The following is a 15,955-nucleotide window of genomic DNA, read 5'->3' as shown; positions in this document are numbered from 1 at the left end:
ACGTTCATCTGTCCCTCGCATACACGCGAGGGGCTTCGCCCCCCGCGACCCCCCCAAAGGGCACTGCGCTTCGCACGTTCATCTGTCCCTCGCATACACGCGAGGGACTTCGCCCCCCGCGTGCCCCCCAAAGGGCACTGCGCTTGGCACGTTCATCGTCCCTCGACTTCGTCTCGGGTGCGACACAGATCCTCCAGCACGTCCGCGAGTGCCACGACTCCCGCCTCGCAGTCTGCCTGCTCGGCGTGTTCGTCGGGGGAATGGGACACGCCGGTGGGGTTCCTGACGAACAACATGGCGCTCTGGACGCCCGCTGTGGCCAGGATTCCCGCGTCGTGGCCCGCTCCCGTGGGGAGGATCGGCGCGGGCGTGTCGCCGCCCGCCACGCGGGCCAGCCGATCCCTCAGCGCCACGTCGAAGTCGACCACCGGCGTCCACGACTCCTCCCGCACGTCCACGCCGGCGCTCGCCCCGGCTGCGAGGTCCGCCACGAGGTCCCGCACGGGCCGCTCGTCCGCGCCGCGCGCGTCCAGCCAGGCCGAGACCAGGCTGGGGATGGCGTTCGCGTTGCCGGGCGAGACGCGTACCTTGCCGACCGTGGCCACCACGCCGCGCCGCTCAGCGGCCGCGCGGGCCGCCAGCACCATGCGGGCGAACTCCAGCATCGGGTCGTCGCGATCGGCCAGCCTCGTGGTGCCCGCGTGGTCGGCCCGGCCACGGAAGTCGAACCGCCACCGCCCGTGCGGCCAGATCGCGCTGGCCACCCCCACCGGCCTGCCCGCCGTCACGAGCCCCCGCCCCTGCTCGACGTGGAGTTCCACGAAGGTCCCGATCACCGCCAGCGTCTCGTCGTCCCGCCCGATCCGGTACGGCTCCCGCCCCGCCCGGGAAATGACGTCGGCCAGCGTGTCACCGTCGTCGTCGGTGAGCCCGAGCGCCCTCTCCGGCGGCAGCACCCCGGTGAGCAGCCGCGACCCCATGCACGGCACGCCGAACCGAGCGCCCTCCTCGTCGGTGAAGCAGGCGACGCCGACCGGCACGGCAGGCGAAATATCCCGACTTTTCAGGATGTCCAGTGCGGCGAAGGCTGACACAACTCCCAGCGGCCCGTCGTACGCGCCGCCCTGCCGTACCGAGTCGAGGTGGCTGCCCGCGACCACGCCGGGGCGGCGCGGCGAGGGGGCGCCCCACCAGGCCCAGAGGTTGCCGTTGCGGTCTTCGCGCAGGTCCAGGCCCCGCCGCGCGGCCTCGCCGGCGAACCACTCGCGCAGCTCCATGTCCGCGTCCGACCAGGCGTCCCTGAGGTAGCCGCCGGTCGCCGGATCTCGTCCTATGTGTGCGAGTGGTTCGAGCATGGCTCCACTGTAGTGAATGGATCCATTCAGCTCAGTTGACGCGACCGCCCCTGGGCCGGACGGTCAGCTCGGTGAGGTGCGCGTCGGGACCGGCGTCGAGCGCGGCCAGCACCGCCCGCGCCACCGTCTCGGGCTTGAGGTACTTGTCGGGCTCGAACTCGCCCCCCTCGTACGCGCGCACGCCCCGCTGCATGTCGGTGGCCGTCCGGCCGGGGTAGACGGTCGTGACCCTGAGCGCGGGCTCCTCCAGCCGCAGCGCGTCGGCGAACGCCTTCAACGCGAACTTGCTGGCCGCGTAGGAGCCCCAGTCGGGGTTGGCCCGCTGGCCAGAACCCGAGTTGATGCAGACGACGTGCCCCTCGGCCCTCCTGAGCGCCGGCAGGAGCAGCCGGGTCAGCTCGGCGACGGCGACCACGTTCACCTCCATGGTCCTGCGCCACACGTCGGCGGGCTGGTCGGCGATCCGCCCGAGCACCCCGATCCCGGCGCTGTGCACGAGCACGTCGAGCCTTTCGACGCCCTCGATGTCCGCCGCCGTGACCTCCGTCAGCTCCACCGGCCAGGGCCGCGCGTCGGGCAGCTCCGCCGCCACCGCGGCGAGCGCGGCCTCGTCCCGGCCGCCGAGTATGACGTGGTGCGTCGGGCCCAGAGCCCTGGCGACGGCCGCGCCCACGCCCCTGGAAGCGCCGGTGACCAGCGCCGTCGGTCGTTCAGTCATGGGGGCAGCTTATTGACCTTGACATCTATTCAAATTTGTATACAAACTTGAGCACATGTCTTCGACCCGGATCCTGATCCTCGGCGCCCTGCTCGACGGCCCCATGAACGGCTACGGGGTCCGCAGACGACTGGAGGTGATGGGCGCCGACCGCTGGTCTAACGTGGCCTTCGGGTCGATCTACCACGGGCTGAGCAAGATGGCCGACGAGGGGCTCCTGGAGATCGTCGAGGCCGGTAAGGGCGGCAAGATCGTCTATGCGCTCACCGAGTCCGGCCGCCTGGAGTTCCACCGGCAGCTGCTGACCGCCTGGCACGAGGTCAAGCCGATCATCGACCCCTTCCAGGTGGCGCTCACGTTCATGGACCGGCTGGAAAAGCAGGAGATTCTCGACGCTCTTCATGGCAGGATGCAGCAGCTCAGGATGAGCGTCGAAACCATCGGACACATCTTCGGCGCCAAGCAGCGTTACGGCGCTCCCCCGCACGTGGACGAGAACCTCCGCCTGACCAGAGCCATGCTCCAGGCCCAGCTCGACTGGGTGGAGAAGGCGATCGGCCAGGTCGAGGCCGACGAACTGCCTTGAAGGAGCTGAACCCCCCCAATGATCATTCAGGCACATGGCCTGCGAAAGACGTTCACCACCAGGAGCCGTAAAGGCCCGCAGACCGTCGAGGCCGTGCGCGGCGTGGACCTCGAGGTGGCGAAGGGCGAGATCTTCGGCGTGCTCGGGCCCAACGGCGCGGGCAAGACCACCACGATCAGGATGCTCTCCACGTTGATCGCCCCCGACGCGGGCACGGCCACCGTCGCGGGGCACGACCTGCTCAAGGAGCCCGCCGCCGTGCGGCGCATGCTCGGGTACGTCAGCCAGGCCGGCGGGGTCGAGGATACCACCAGCCCCAGGGCCCAGATCATGATGGCCGCCAAGATCCACGCCATGGCCGACCCGAAGCAGGCGACCGCCGACGTGCTGGATCGGTTCGACCTGACCGAGATCGCCGACCGCCCGGGCCGTACCCTGTCCGGCGGGCAGAAGCGGCGGGTCGCCATCGCGATCGGGCTGGCGCACAACCCGCCGCTGCTCTTCCTGGACGAGCCCACCACCGGCCTCGACCCGCAGAACCGGGCGAACCTGTGGGACCGCATCAGGCAGCTGCGCGAGGCGGGCACGAGCGTGCTGCTCAGCACCCACTACCTGGACGAGGCGGACGCCCTGTGCGACCGGCTCATGATCGTCGACCACGGCCTGGTCGTGGCCGAGGGCACGCCCGGCGACCTCAAGCGTGAGGTCTCCGGCGACGTGATCACGCTCAGGGTGGACGAGCTGGAGCAGGCGGCCGAGACGCTCAAGCCGTTCGCCCGCGAGACCCGCGTCGACGAGGACGTGCTGCGCGTCTACGTCGACGACGGCGAGCACACGTTGCCCGCGCTGCTGCGGGCGCTGGAGGAGCAGGGCTTGTCGCTGAGCTCGATCGCGCTCGACCGGTCCACGCTCGACGACGTCTTCCTGGCCAAGACCGGCCGTACCCTTCGCGACGCGGGAGCCGACGCATGATCCGCCACACCGCCCTGTTCACCGGCTACGAGCTGAAGAAGTCGTTCAGCAATCCGATCTGGCCGCTGTTCGGCCTCATGCAGCCGGTGTTGTACCTGCTGATGTTCGCGCCGCTGCTGAAGACGATGACGCCGGGCGGCACGACGGTGGACGCGCTGCGGATGTTCACGCCCGCGTCCATGATGATGATCGCGGTCTTCGGGTCGCTGTTCTCCGGATTCGGGCTGATCGCCGAGCTGCGCAACGGCTCCCTGGAACGGTACGCGGTCAGCCCCGCCTGGCGGCCGGCCATCGTGCTCGGGCGGGTGGCCAAGGACATGGTCGTGCTGGTCTGCCAGGCGATCCTGGTGCTGGTCGTGGCGATCGCGATGGGCGTGCGCATCGGGGCCGTGGAGCTGCTGCTGGTGCTGCTGCTCATGGCCGCGACCGGGTTGTTCGCCTCCGGGTTGTCGCAGGGGCTGGCGCTGACCGTACGCGACGAGAACGGGATGTCGCAGACGCTCAACCTGTTCCTGCTGCCGATCATGTTGCTGGCCGGGCTTTTCGTGCCGATCTCGTTCGCGCCCGACTGGATGAAGGCCATCGCCCCGATCAACCCGCTCTATCACGCGGTCGAGGCGGGACGGGCGTTGTTCGACGGGAGGTTGTCGGACTCGTCGATCCCGATCGCGTTCGGGCTCTTCATCGTGCTGGCGGTGCTCACGACGATGTGGTCGATGCGGTCGCTACGCAGGATCGCCGGTTAGGAACGTACCTGTCTCGTCGGTCATCCGCTCGTACTCCTCGAGCCGCGCCCGCGTACGCAGCGGCGCCGCGTCGGCCATGGCCTCGACCAGGGCCATGGCCAGGGCCAGCGGCGCCGCGTGCGAATCGAACACCAGCCGGTCGCCGACGGGCGCATCCAGCACGACTTCCGCCGGAAAATCCGACTTATCCGTTATGGCCGCCACCCTCAGCCCCATCTTCTCCGCATATTCCAGCGCTTGTACGGCCTCCGTGGGATATCTGGGCAGCACCACCGCCACCACCCACTCGGCCCCCGCCCGCCGCGCCGCGTGCAGCCCGTCGACCAGCTCGGACCCGCCATGCGTGAGCAGCCGCACGTCCGGATGGATGCGGCGGGCGTAGTAGGCGAAGGTGGTGGCCAGCCCGCACGAGACCCGCAGCCCGACCACGGGCAGCGGCTCGGTGGCGGCCAGCTGCTCGCCCAGCTCCTTCAGCGGGAACGCGGCCAGGCGCTCACGGACGAGCGCGAGGTTGCGGATCTCGCAGTCGATGGCCCCCCGCAACAGGCTCTCCTGCGGCGCGCCTGCCCCCGGAGCCAGCACGAGCGGCCGCAACGCCTGCCGCAACTCGGGGTATCCGGCGAACCCCAGCACCATGGCGAACCTGGTCACCGAGGGCTGGCTGACCCCGGCTCGCTCGGCCAGCTCCACACTGGACAGGAAGATCGCCTCGTCGAGGTGCTCGCTGAGATAGTGCGCGATCCTCCGCTGCACGGGCGACAGCCTCCGGCCATCCAGCAGCACACCCAGCCCACCGTGATATCCGTCCGCCACGCCACCTCCAACACCGCCCGCCCGGCATTCTCATCCCTCTCTCTTGAGAGAAGGACGTCAGGACTCGCGCATCGGGATGCGGACCCCGCGGGCGGCGGCCACTTCGGCGGCCTCCTCGTAACCGGCGTCCACGTGCCGCATGACACCGGTTCCCGGGTCGTTGGTCAGCACCCGGTTCAGCTTCTCCCGCGCCAGCGGAGTCCCGTCGGCCACCGTCACCTGGCCGGCGTGGATCGACCGCCCGATCCCGACCCCGCCCCCGTGGTGGATGGACACCCAGGCCGCGCCCGAGGCGGTGTTGAGCATGGCGTTCAGCAGCGGCCAGTCCGCGATCGCGTCCGATCCGTCCGCCATGGCCTCGGTCTCCCGGTACGGCGACGCCACCGACCCGCTGTCCAGATGGTCCCGCCCGATCACGATGGGCGCCTGGAGCTCGCCCGATGCCACCATGTCGTTGAACCGCTCCCCGGCGACATTGCGCTCCCCGTAGCCGAGCCAGCAGATCCGCGCCGGCAGCCCCTGGAAGTGCACCTTCTCCCCGGCCTTGCGGATCCACCGCGCGAGAGCCTCGTTCTCCGGGAAGAGCTCCAGGATCGCCCGGTCGGTGGCGGCGATGTCGGCGGGATCGCCGCTCAGCGCGGCCCACCGGAACGGCCCCTTGCCCTCGCAGAACAGCGGCCTGATGTACGCGGGCACGAACCCGGGGAAGTCGAAGGCCCGCGAATATCCGGCCAGCCGGGCCTCGCCGCGGATGGAGTTGCCGTAGTCGAACACCTCCGCCCCCGCGTCCTTGAACCCCACCATGGCCTCCACGTGCCGGGCCATCGAGGCCCGGGCCCGCTCCGTGAACCCCGCCGGATCCTTGTCCCGCTCCGCCGCCATGTCCTCGAACGCCACGCCCAGCGGCAGGTACATCAGCGGATCGTGGGCCGACGTCTGGTCAGTGACGATGTCGATCTCGGCCCCGCGAGCCAGCAACGCGGGCACGGCCTCCGCGGCGTTCGCCACGACCCCGATCGACAGCGCCCGGCGCGCGTCCCGCGCCTCATAGGCCAGCCGCAGCGCCTCGTCCAGCGACGACGCCGCCACGTCCAGGTAGCGGTGCTCGATCCGGCGGGTGACCGAGCGCGGGTCGCAGTCAATGCAGATGACCACCCCGCCGTTCATGGTGACGGCCAGCGGCTGGGCGCCGCCCATCCCGCCGAGCCCGGCCGTCAGCGTGATCGTGCCGGCCAGCGACCCGCCGAATCGCTTGGCCGCCACCGCGGCGAACGTCTCGTACGTGCCCTGCAGGATCCCCTGCGTGCCGATGTAGATCCACGAGCCCGCCGTCATCTGCCCGTACATGGTGAGCCCGGCCGCCTCCAGCCGCCGGAACTCCTCCCAGTTCGCCCAGTCGGGCACCAGGTTGGAGTTGGCGATGAGCACCCGGGGCGCCCACTCGTGGGTGCGGAAGACCCCGACGGGCCGCCCCGACTGCACCAGCAGGGTCTCGTCGCCTTCGAGCGTCGTGAGCGTCCTGACCAGCGCGTCGAACGACGCCCAGTCACGCGCCGCCCGGCCGGAGCCGCCGTAGACGACCAGCTGCTCGGGGTGCTCGGCGACCTCCGGGTCCAGGTTGTTCTGGAGCATCCGGAGCGCGGCCTCCTGCGGCCACCCCTTGGCGGTGATCGTCGTGCCTCGCGGCGCACGCACGCTGCGGCCCATCGTGACCCTCCTGAATGAGCACATTCATCTATGTCACCCGCAGACTACAACGGCTAGCTCACGAGGAACTGGGTGGCGGCCAGCTCCCGGTAGAGCTCGTCCTCGCCGACCAGCGAGACGTGCGTGCCGACGGCCCGTACGCCCCCTCCTTCCATGACCACGATCCGGTCGGCGTTGGTGACGGTGGACAGCCGGTGCGCGATCACCAGCACGGTCGTCTCCGCGGCGACCTCGGCGATGACCTCGCGTAGCCGTAACTCGTTCACCGCGTCGAGCTGCGAGGTGGCCTCGTCGAGCAGCAGCAGCCTGGGCTTGCGCAGCAGCGCCCGGGCGATGGCGACCCGCTGCCGCTCGCCGCCCGACAACAGCACGCCGCGGTGCCCGACCGCCGTCTCCAGCCCTTCAGGCAACCTGGCCACCAGGTCGTCGAGCCTGGTGCGCGCGACGGCGCGGAGCAACTCCTCCTCGGTGGCGTTCTGGGCGGCGAACAGCAGGTTCTCCCGCAGCGTGCCGGCCAGCACGGGGGCGTCCTGCTCGACGTACCCGAGGGCGGCCCGCAACTCGCCCAGCGGCCAGTCGCGGATGTCCCTGCCGCCGATCGTGATCAACCCAGCCTGGTGCTCGTAGAAGCGTTCGAGCAGCGCGAACACCGTGGACTTGCCCGCTCCCGACGGCCCCACCAGCGCGGTCAGCCCGCCGGGCGGCACCTCGAAGCTGACCCCGTCGTGCACGACCGGCCGGTCCTCGCCGTACCTGAACACCACGTCCTCGAACGTCACCCCCACCGGCTCGGCGCCGCCCACGCCCGCGACCGCGACCGGCTCGGCGGGCAGGTCCTCGATCTCCTTGATCCGCCGCATCGCGGCCAGCCCCTGCTGGAGCTGGACGCCGCCCTGGACGAGCTGCCCGATCGGGGCGACGAGGTAGAACAGGTACAGCAGGAACGCGATCAGCGACGACACCTCGAGCGTGCCCGCGGCGACCCTGGCCCCGCCGACGCCCAGCACGCACAGGAACGCCATCTGCACCGCCATCCAGGTCGCCACCCCGGCCAGCGACGTCCACCCGGCCACCTGCAGCCCCCGGTCGCGGGCGCGCCCGGCCGCGTCGCCCACCACGGCGATCTCCCGCTCCTCCGCGCCGCTCGCCTTCACGGTCCGGTACGCCTGCAGCGCCCGGTCCAGCACGGCCCCCATCTCGCCCACGGCCTCCTGGGCATGCGTCTGCGCCCGCTGGATCTTCGGCATGATCAACGCGACCAGCCCGCCGATCAGCACCACCACGAGCAGCGTCACCAGCAGCAGCACGCCGTCCATGGCCGCCATCATGACGATCGCGCCGACCAGCATGAACGCGGCGCTGACCGACTCCACGATCCCGTTGGTCAGCACGGCCCGCAACAGCGTCGTGTCACCGGTCACCCGCGACAGCAGGTCGCCCGGCTTGAGCCGGTCCACGTCGGCGACCTTGAGCCGTAACATCCGGTCGACGAGCTTGCGCCTGGCACCGAGCACGATGCCCTCGCCCGTGCGCTCCATCAGGTAACTTCCCGCGGCCGACACGACCGCGCCGACCAGCACCGCCACGGTCAGCCATAACAGCGGTGTGCCCATCGACTGGTTCTCGCCGAACGCGTCCACGACGTACTTGGCCAGCAACGGCATCGCGAGCCCCGCCGCCGAGCCGATCAAGCCCAGCAGCCCGCCCAGGAAAAGGATCTTCCGGTGCGGGCGAATGTAGGCGAGCAACTCCTTGACCACCGCGACTCCTTTCACAACATGTCTCGACTTGCTCTCAACGAACGGCGCCACACGAACGGCACCGGTTCGCAGGGTCAACCTAGATTGACGACCTAAGTATGTCAACTTTGGTTGACCCTCATTCCTGAGGAGGAGACGACATCCGGAAGCGAGCGTTGAACGAATAGGGCGTCGAGGATCCCGGCCGGAAATCTCACCTGCGGGGGCAAGCCCCCGCATACCCCCATCACAAGACGAACACCTGCGGGGGCAAGCCCCGCATACCCCCGAAGCACGGCGGCTTCGCCGCCTATCCGATAACAGCCTGACGGCTGTTCGAAAGGACCGAAAATGGAGCTCCGGATCAACCGGCGCGCTCTAGTCGGACTTGGCCTCGCCGCAGCAGTCGCCGCGTCGTCGTTGGCCGTGCTCCGTACCGACTCCGGCACCGCTTCCTCGCACCGCGAGGCTCCCATGATCGCGGGTGACCCCCGAAACGACAACACCGACGTGTACGCCTTCGTCAGCCCCGACAAGGCGGACACGGTGACCCTGCTGGCCAACTGGATTCCCTTCGAGGAGCCCAACGGCGGCCCGAACTTCTACACATTCGACACCAAGTCGCGTTACAACATAAAGATCGACAACAACGGTGACGCCAAGCCCGACGTCACCTACCAGTGGACGTTCCGCGACGAGGACAAGCGCGGCAACAACACGTTCCTGTACAACAACGGGCCCGTCACCTCGCTGGACGACGCCAACCTGCTCTACCGCCAGCGCTACACCCTCAAGCGGATCACGCCCGGCGGCTCGAAGACGCTGATCTCGGACGGCATCGTCGCGCCGAGCAACGTCGGCAAGGCGTCCATGCCCGACTACGGCACGCTGCGCGCCCAGTCCATCAGGAACCTGCCCGGCGGCGGCAAGACGTTCGCCGGCCAGTCGGACGAAGCGTTCTTCCTGGACCTGCGGGTGTTCGACCTGCTCTACGGCGGCAACCTGTCCGAGGTCGGCCAGGACACCACCAGGGGCTACAACGTCAACACGCTCGGGGTGCAGGTGCCCTCATCGGACGTGGCGCTCAAGGGCGACCCCAAGCGCAACCCGGTGATCGGCATCTGCTCGACGACCGACAAGCACAACGGCAGCAAGTACGTCCAGGTCTCGCGCCTGTGCAACCCGCTGGTCAACGAGGTCGTCTCACCCGCCGGCCTGAAGGACGCGTTCAACGCGCTGCCTCCGGAGAAGGACGCCGACGTGGCCCCGCTGGTCAAGCGCGTCACCGACCCCGAGGTGGCCAGGCTGCTCGAGGCCATCTACGGCATCAAGGCGCCGGCGACCCCGCGCAACGACCTGGTCGAGATCTTCCTGACCGGCATCGCCAAGCAGAACGGCCCGATCAAGGCCGACCTGAACTCGCAGGTCCTCAACAAGGACGCGGGCAAGCTGCGCCCGTCCGAGATGTTGCGGCTCAACCTGTCGATCCCGCCCGCGAAGGACCCGAACAGGCTCGGCGTGCTCGCCGGCGACCTGCAGGGCTTCCCGAACGGCCGCCGTCTCCTGGACGACGTCGTGGACATCGAGCTGCAGGCCGTGGCGGGCGCCGCGCTGACCGGCAAGCTCGTGCCCGGGCTGACGGACAAGGTGGACAAGAACGACAAGCCCTCCCTGCAGTCGTTCCCGTACATCCCGCTGCCCAGCAATGTCGCAGTGAACCAGCGCTAACCCTCCTGACCGGCCTGCTCCCTCTCCAAGCAGGCCGGTCCACCCCGGCGGCAGACTCCCGTCTCCCATCGTCTGCCGCCAAGAGAGGGCCGGCCGGCCGTGCTCCCCGTCGCGGCCGGCCGGTCCCGCACCTTCAGCTCTGGAGCCTTGGACATGCGTGCCTTCGTGATCTTCGCCGGACTGGCCCTCATCGGGGCCATGGCCTTCACCATCGCCTCCGTCTCGGCGGCGCCCGCGCCCGAGCCGGTGGCGGTCAAGCCCTTCACCGAGACGCTGCAGGCCCGGCTCAAGCGCCTGCCCGGCGACTACCGCGGCTGGGCCCAGCTCGCCTCCCAGTACGTGGACCAGGCCAGGGTCACCGGCGACCCGTCGTACTACACCAAGGCGGAAGGCGCGCTCGACACCGCGGCCGAGCTGAAGTCCGGCGACGACACGATCCTCACCGGCCAGGCGGCGCTGGCCGCCGGCCGCCACGAGTTCTCCGACGCGGTACGGCTGGCCGAACGCGCCATCGACGCCAACCCGTACGGCGCCGCGGCCTACGGCGTGCTGGCCGACGCGAAGACGCAGCTCGGAGACCTGCGCGGGGCACGGCGGGCGGTGGACAAGATGCTGGGCCTGCGCCCCGGCGTGGCGGCCTTCTCCCGCGCCTCCTACGCGGCCGAGCTGCGCGGCGACCGGGAGGGGGCCCGCAAGTACCTCGACATGGCCCACGCCGACGCCTGGACGCCCGCCGACCTCGCCTACACCCGCTACTACCTGGGCGAGCTGGCCCTCCACTCCGGCGACCTGGCCACGGCGGCCGGCTGGTACGCCAAGGCGCTGCAGGCCTACCCCGCCTACACCCCTGCCCTCGCGGGCCAGGCCAGGACCGCCGCGCTGAGCGGCCGGCTGACGGAGGCGCTCGACCTCTACGAGACCGTGGTCGAACGGCTCCCGCTCCCCCAGTACCTCATCGAGCAGGGCGAGACCCGGCTCAAGGCGGGCCAGAGCGCCGACTGGACGCTGCTCAGGGCGCAGCGCAAGTTGTTCCAGGCCGCGGGCGTGCGTGACGACCTCACGTGGGCCGAGTTCGAGGCCGACCACGGGGATCCGGCGCTGGCAGTGAAGCACGCCAAAGCCGAATACGCCCGCAACCCGAACCTCGTCGCCGCCGACGCCCTCGCCTGGGCCCTGTTCAAGGCGGGCGAGCCGGGCGAGGCGCTGCCGTACGCGAAGAAGGCCACCGCAACCGGGTGGCAGAACCCGCTGCTGAGCTACCACCGCGCCCGGATCGAGCAGGCGCTCGGCCGGTCGGCGCGGGTGGACGCCGGCTTCGACCCGACACTTTCCGCATTGGCGAGGTTCTCATGAGAGTCGTCCGGCTCGGCCTGCTGTCCGTCGCGATGGGCCTGGTGTTGTCGCTGTGCGTGAGCGTCCTCCTGGTCGCCGCGGCCCACGCGACTCCCATGACGATGCACCCGCTGGGCAACTTCACCGTCAACCACTACAACGGCCTGCGCGTCTCACCCTCCGACGTGCGCAACCTCGCCGTCGTGGACCTGGCCGAGCTCCCGACGCTGCAGGCCAAGCCACAGGTGGACACCTCGTACGCGGCCCGCGGCTGCGCCACCCTGGCCGCCGCCCAGCGGCTGAAGGTGTCCGGCAGGGCAGTGCCGTGGCGCGTGGCGGGCTCCGCCTTCGCCTACACCCCCGGCCAAGGGGGTCTCCAGACCAGCCGACTGACGTGCCGGCTCGTGGCCGAAGTCCGTGCCGCGGGGGCCGTGGAGTTCACCGACGCGTTCGAGCAGGACCGGATCGGCTGGCGCGAGATCACCGCGGCCGGGGACGGGGTACGCCTGACGCGCTCGTCGGTGCCCGCCACGAGCGTGAGCGGGGAGCTGCACGCGTACCCCGAGGACCTGCTGGCCAACCCGCTCGACCAGCGCACGGCCACGTTCACCGTCTCCGGCGCGGCGCTGGCCCTTCCCGCTCCGGACGGCTCGGGCGCCCCCGACGGCACCGTGTCCGGCGGGATCGGGATCGGCGGGCCGATCGGGGACGCGCTGACCGCCCTGGACCGGACGTTCACCGGCCTGATCGGCTCGGAGTCGCTGACGGTGCCGCTCGGGCTGCTGGCCGTCGCGCTGGCCGTGGTCCTGGGTGCCGGGCACGCGCTGATCCCGGGGCACGGCAAGACCATCATGGCCGCGTACCTGGCCGGCCGCCGCGGCCGCCCGCGCGACGCGCTCGTGGTGGGCGCGACGGTGACGGCCACGCACACGGTCGGGGTGCTGGTGGTCGGCTCGCTGCTGAGCGTGTTCACGGCGCTGGCCGGGGAGTCGGTGCTGGCCTGGCTCGGGGTGGCCAGCGGCGCCCTGATCGCCGTCATCGGCCTCCGCCTCCTGCTGAACGCCCGCAGCACCTCCCTCCACGGCCACGGACACGGACATGGCCACGGGCACGGGCACGGGCACGGCCACCTCGGCCATGACCATGACCACGAGGGCGAGCGCAGGCACAAGCGGGCGGGCCTGGTGGGCCTCGGCGTGGCGGGCGGGCTCGTACCCAGCCCTTCGGCCCTGATCGTCCTGCTGGGGGCGATCGCGCTCGGCCGCACCTGGTTCGGCGTGGCGCTGGTGACCGCCTACGGCATCGGCATGGCGGCCACTCTCACCGTCACGGGCCTGCTCCTGGTCAAGCTCGTGGACCGCCTGGAACAACGCGCCTCGGCGGGCCGCCGCCTGGCCACCAGGCTCTCGGGCCTGGCCCCGCTGGGCACGGCCACGATGGTCGTCCTGCTGGGCGCCGGCCTGGCCCTCCGCTCAGCCGTCGCGCTCTAAGCCCGCGGGGGACCTCGTCGAGCCAATCATTCCTTGATCGGCTCAGGGCGCAACAACGAGTCGAGTAGTGCGCGGAGTAGCCCGTTGTCGCCGCGAAGAGAAGCCTGCGATGCTTGCGCGTTGCCGTCTGGATCCAGATCGGACCAGTCGATGGGCCAGCCCGCTTCACGGCTGAGTTGGCGGAAGAAGGCGCGCTGCGTACGGCCGTTGCCTTCGCGGAACGGGTGGATCGCGTTGATCTCCGCGAAATAGTGGGTCAACCGGTCAACGAATCGGTCGCGTGGGAGCTCACGCAGGTAACGCTCCTTCGCCAAGGCGCCGAATACCTCCGCCGAGTGCGTCTCGATGTGCTGCGGCAGGCAGAACGGATCCGACCGCGCGATCCCCACCACCCGGATCTCACCAGCCCATGGATAGAGATCGCCGAAGATCTCGCGATGGAAGGAGCGCAGATGGGCGAGGTCGTAGCCGCCCGGCAGGGTCCTGGTGCCCAGGTCCGCCAATGCGGCTCCCGTCACGGCCGCCTCCGCCTCGCGCAGCCGCTGGGCGTCAGCGATTCCAAGCCGGTTGCGCAGCACACCGCTGGCAGGATCGATGTATGGATCGATGGTCACGCCGCACCGTAGAGTCGCCGGACGAGCTCACGCATGTTCGGCGTGCTGATCTCGCCACGCGCCCAGCGCTCCATGATGGCCTCGGCGTCCGTCCCCACCGTGAGCCCTTCAGCCCGCACGGACGCCATGGCCTCCGTCAGCGACTGAGCCCGCTCCGCAGTCAGTTCGTCGAACACTTCAACCGAAACCATGACCGCCTCGGTCTTGCGATGCGACCCCACTCCCACCGGCGTACGATCACCTTGGCGGAACCGCTCCAGCACACGAGGTAGCTGCTCGCGCGCCTCCCGCACAGACAACGTCTCTATCAACATGCTTAAAGTGTACTCGATTGTGTACACATTTGCCTCGCACGAGCAACCGCATGCGCGTCAACGGTGGCCTGTTCGATGAGCGCGTCGAGGTCGGCACGCTCAGGCTCGGACGACATAGCCGCTCATGCTGGCCTGGCGGGCCTCGTCCTCCCCGATATCGTGTTCTTCCCACGCCGGAAGGACGATGCCATGAGCTATGCCCGGTACGTCGCCCTCGGTGACAGCCAGACCGAGGGCCTCGGCGACGGCGACGACATCCGCGGCCACCGCGGCTGGGCCGACCGCCTCGCCGAGAACCTGGCCCGCGCCAACCCCGGCCTGCTCTACGCCAACCTCGCCGTCCGCGGCCGCCGGGCCGCCCAGATCCGCGACGAGCAGCTGCCGGTCGCCCTGGAACTGCGGCCCGACCTGGCCACGGTCATGGCGGGCATGAACGACGTGATCCGGCCGGGCTTCGAGCCCGCCGCGGTGGCGGCGGTGCTGGAGGACATGTACGCGGCCCTGACCGCCACGGGGGTGCATGTGGTCACCGTGACCTTCCCCGACATCGGCGCGATCGCGCCGCTGGCCCGCCGGTTCCGGCCCAGGGTGCTCGACCTCAACGCCCGCATCAGAGACGCCGCCGCGCGCCATGGGATCACGCTGATCGACACGTACCCGCTGGGGTACATCACCGACGCCAGGATGTGGAGCAGCGACCGGCTGCACGCCAGCCCCGCAGGCCACGCCAGGTTCGCCGACGCCGTGGCGCACGCACTCGGCCTGCCGGGCAGCGACGGCACCTGGATGACGCCGCTCCCGGCGCTGCCCGCGCCGCCCGCCTGGCGGGCGGCGGCGACAGAGGTGCGGTGGCTGGCCACGTTCGCGGGGCCGTGGATCGGCCGCCGCCTGCGCGGCCGCTCCTCGGGCGACGGCCGCACCGCCAAGCGCCCGCTGCTCACACCGGTGACCGGCGACGATCAGTCGTCGACAGACGGAGCTTGACGTTGGACAGATCGAACTCCGTCATCCCGGCCAGATGCATCGAAGGAAGTGCCATGCCTCAAGTGTGCCGACGGCTACGCCGTGTGGAAGGCAGATCATGGCGCCCGGACAGGAATTCCTGGAAGGCGATCTTGGCCCGGATCACCGGGCGCCGCCACCGCTCCTCGCGGTGAACGGCCCGGGCCAACTTGCGCGGTGAGCGCGTGGCGAAGAACCAGTGGGCCCACGGAGAGCCGGGACGCGCCAGGCGTATCGCGCCGACCAGCAACATCGGCGGGACGAACAGGCCCGCCATCCCCGTCCAGATCTTGCCCTTGAGCAGCGTGACGACGGCCAGCACCAGGTTGGCCACGATCAGTGCGGCGGGGTCGATCAGGGTTCCGTAGTCCCAGGTGAGGGGGCGCAGGCCGATGAGGAGCAGGCCGGTGACGGCGACCGCGATGAAGACCGCGTCCACCGAGGTGCGCCCCTCCTCCTCCCAGTAGACGTCGTGCAGGTGCAGGATCAGCGCGAACTCGTCCAGCACCAGCGCAGACCCGATCCCGAACACGCAGGCCGCGGCGGCGGCCCCGGCCTGCGAATCGGACGTGACGAGGCCGGTGACGCCGCCGACCAGCATCAGCACCACGCCGAACACGACGTGGTGGATGTGCATCTCACCCACGTTGAGGTTGCGGAACCAGCCGACCTTCGCCCTGATCAGGCGGACATTGATGCGGGTGGCGATGAACGCCACGATGAGCGCGACGAAGTAACAGAACAGCGGCAGCCGTCCCGTGGCGACAATGCTTTGCTGGAACCAGTTCCCCATGACCTGAATCCGATGGTACGAGCCGTCTGCACCGTCCAGGTCACTT

General features: G+C 70.2%; 15 protein-coding genes. 7 read left to right on the top strand and 8 right to left on the bottom strand.

Annotated elements, in window-relative coordinates; all coding sequences use genetic code 11:
* Positions 1-152: 152 nt before the first annotated feature.
* Positions 153-1,355, bottom strand: a complete 1,203-nt coding sequence (locus ACFLIM_RS07390; protein WP_393163282.1) for an allantoate amidohydrolase — start codon at positions 1,353-1,355, stop codon at positions 153-155.
* Between the two features lie 31 nt (positions 1,356-1,386).
* Positions 1,387-2,073 carry an SDR family oxidoreductase gene (locus tag ACFLIM_RS07385; RefSeq protein WP_393163280.1) on the bottom strand — a complete coding sequence of 229 codons (687 nt, stop codon included), beginning with the start codon at positions 2,071-2,073 and terminating at the stop codon, positions 1,387-1,389.
* A gap of 55 nt (positions 2,074-2,128) precedes the next feature.
* On the opposite strand from ACFLIM_RS07385, the gene ACFLIM_RS07380 reads away from it, so the two are divergent.
* From ACFLIM_RS07380 to ACFLIM_RS07370, 3 genes are read left to right on the top strand one after another with little or no spacing between them, the layout of a single operon-like run.
* Positions 2,129-2,659 carry a PadR family transcriptional regulator gene (locus tag ACFLIM_RS07380; RefSeq protein ID WP_393163278.1) on the top strand — a complete coding sequence of 177 codons (531 nt, stop codon included), beginning with the start codon at positions 2,129-2,131 and terminating at the stop codon, positions 2,657-2,659.
* Positions 2,660-2,677: 18 nt separating this feature from the next.
* On the top strand, positions 2,678-3,631 hold the full coding sequence (locus tag ACFLIM_RS07375) for an ATP-binding cassette domain-containing protein (protein WP_393163276.1): 954 nt from the start codon (positions 2,678-2,680) through the stop codon (positions 3,629-3,631).
* Complete coding sequence (locus ACFLIM_RS07370; protein WP_393163274.1) at positions 3,628-4,377, top strand: ABC transporter permease; 750 nt, start codon at positions 3,628-3,630, stop codon at positions 4,375-4,377. The genes ACFLIM_RS07375 and ACFLIM_RS07370 overlap by 4 nt, the downstream gene beginning before the upstream one ends.
* Here the strand turns inward: ACFLIM_RS07370 and ACFLIM_RS07365 are convergent.
* From ACFLIM_RS07365 to ACFLIM_RS07355, 3 genes are read right to left on the bottom strand one after another with little or no spacing between them, the layout of a single operon-like run.
* Positions 4,357-5,190: a MurR/RpiR family transcriptional regulator gene (locus ACFLIM_RS07365; protein ID WP_393163272.1), complete on the bottom strand. Its 834-nt coding sequence runs from the start codon at positions 5,188-5,190 to the stop codon at positions 4,357-4,359. The two genes, ACFLIM_RS07370 and ACFLIM_RS07365, sit on opposite strands and share 21 nt — an antisense overlap.
* Positions 5,191-5,247: 57 nt before the next feature.
* The gene (hutU, locus tag ACFLIM_RS07360; protein ID WP_393163270.1) at positions 5,248-6,897 is read right to left on the bottom strand and encodes a urocanate hydratase; all 1,650 of its coding nucleotides are present in this window, start codon (positions 6,895-6,897) and stop codon (positions 5,248-5,250) included.
* Between the two features lie 53 nt (positions 6,898-6,950).
* Positions 6,951-8,657 (bottom strand): ABC transporter ATP-binding protein, encoded by a 1,707-nt coding sequence (locus ACFLIM_RS07355; RefSeq protein ID WP_393163268.1) that lies wholly within the window; start codon positions 8,655-8,657, stop codon positions 6,951-6,953.
* 330 nt (positions 8,658-8,987) lie between these two features.
* Between ACFLIM_RS07355 and ACFLIM_RS07350 the strand changes: the two genes are divergently transcribed.
* The 3 genes from ACFLIM_RS07350 to ACFLIM_RS07340 all read left to right on the top strand — a co-directional run bounded on the left by ACFLIM_RS07350 (position 8,988) and on the right by ACFLIM_RS07340 (position 13,186).
* A complete protein-coding gene (locus tag ACFLIM_RS07350; protein WP_393163266.1) occupies positions 8,988-10,364 on the top strand; it encodes a DUF4331 domain-containing protein in 1,377 nt (458 codons plus the stop codon).
* A gap of 153 nt (positions 10,365-10,517) precedes the next feature.
* Positions 10,518-11,717: a tetratricopeptide repeat protein gene (locus ACFLIM_RS07345; RefSeq protein WP_393163264.1), complete on the top strand. Its 1,200-nt coding sequence runs from the start codon at positions 10,518-10,520 to the stop codon at positions 11,715-11,717.
* Positions 11,714-13,186: a nickel/cobalt transporter gene (locus ACFLIM_RS07340; RefSeq protein ID WP_393163262.1), complete on the top strand. Its 1,473-nt coding sequence runs from the start codon at positions 11,714-11,716 to the stop codon at positions 13,184-13,186. The genes ACFLIM_RS07345 and ACFLIM_RS07340 overlap by 4 nt, the downstream gene beginning before the upstream one ends.
* A 26-nt stretch (positions 13,187-13,212) precedes the next feature.
* Here the strand turns inward: ACFLIM_RS07340 and ACFLIM_RS07335 are convergent, their stop codons facing one another.
* Both ACFLIM_RS07335 and ACFLIM_RS07330 read right to left on the bottom strand, forming a co-directional pair.
* On the bottom strand, positions 13,213-13,764 hold the full coding sequence (locus ACFLIM_RS07335; RefSeq protein ID WP_393163260.1) for a Fic/DOC family protein: 552 nt from the start codon (positions 13,762-13,764) through the stop codon (positions 13,213-13,215).
* Positions 13,765-13,796: 32 nt separating this feature from the next.
* Complete coding sequence (locus ACFLIM_RS07330) at positions 13,797-14,114, bottom strand: antitoxin VbhA family protein (RefSeq protein ID WP_393163258.1); 318 nt, start codon at positions 14,112-14,114, stop codon at positions 13,797-13,799.
* 189 nt (positions 14,115-14,303) lie between these two features.
* Here ACFLIM_RS07330 and ACFLIM_RS07325 point away from each other — a divergent pair, with 189 nt between their 5' ends.
* On the top strand, positions 14,304-15,098 hold the full coding sequence (locus ACFLIM_RS07325; protein ID WP_393163256.1) for an SGNH/GDSL hydrolase family protein: 795 nt from the start codon (positions 14,304-14,306) through the stop codon (positions 15,096-15,098).
* A gap of 58 nt (positions 15,099-15,156) precedes the next feature.
* Here ACFLIM_RS07325 and ACFLIM_RS07320 read toward each other — a convergent pair whose 3' ends face one another.
* Positions 15,157-15,909, bottom strand: a complete 753-nt coding sequence (locus ACFLIM_RS07320) for a hypothetical protein (RefSeq protein ID WP_393163254.1) — start codon at positions 15,907-15,909, stop codon at positions 15,157-15,159.
* Positions 15,910-15,955: the final 46 nt, after the last annotated feature.

The organism is Nonomuraea marmarensis (assembly GCF_043197025.1).
GTDB lineage: Bacteria > Actinomycetota > Actinomycetes > Streptosporangiales > Streptosporangiaceae > Nonomuraea > Nonomuraea marmarensis.
This window is presented reverse-complemented; position numbering and strand designations above follow the sequence as displayed.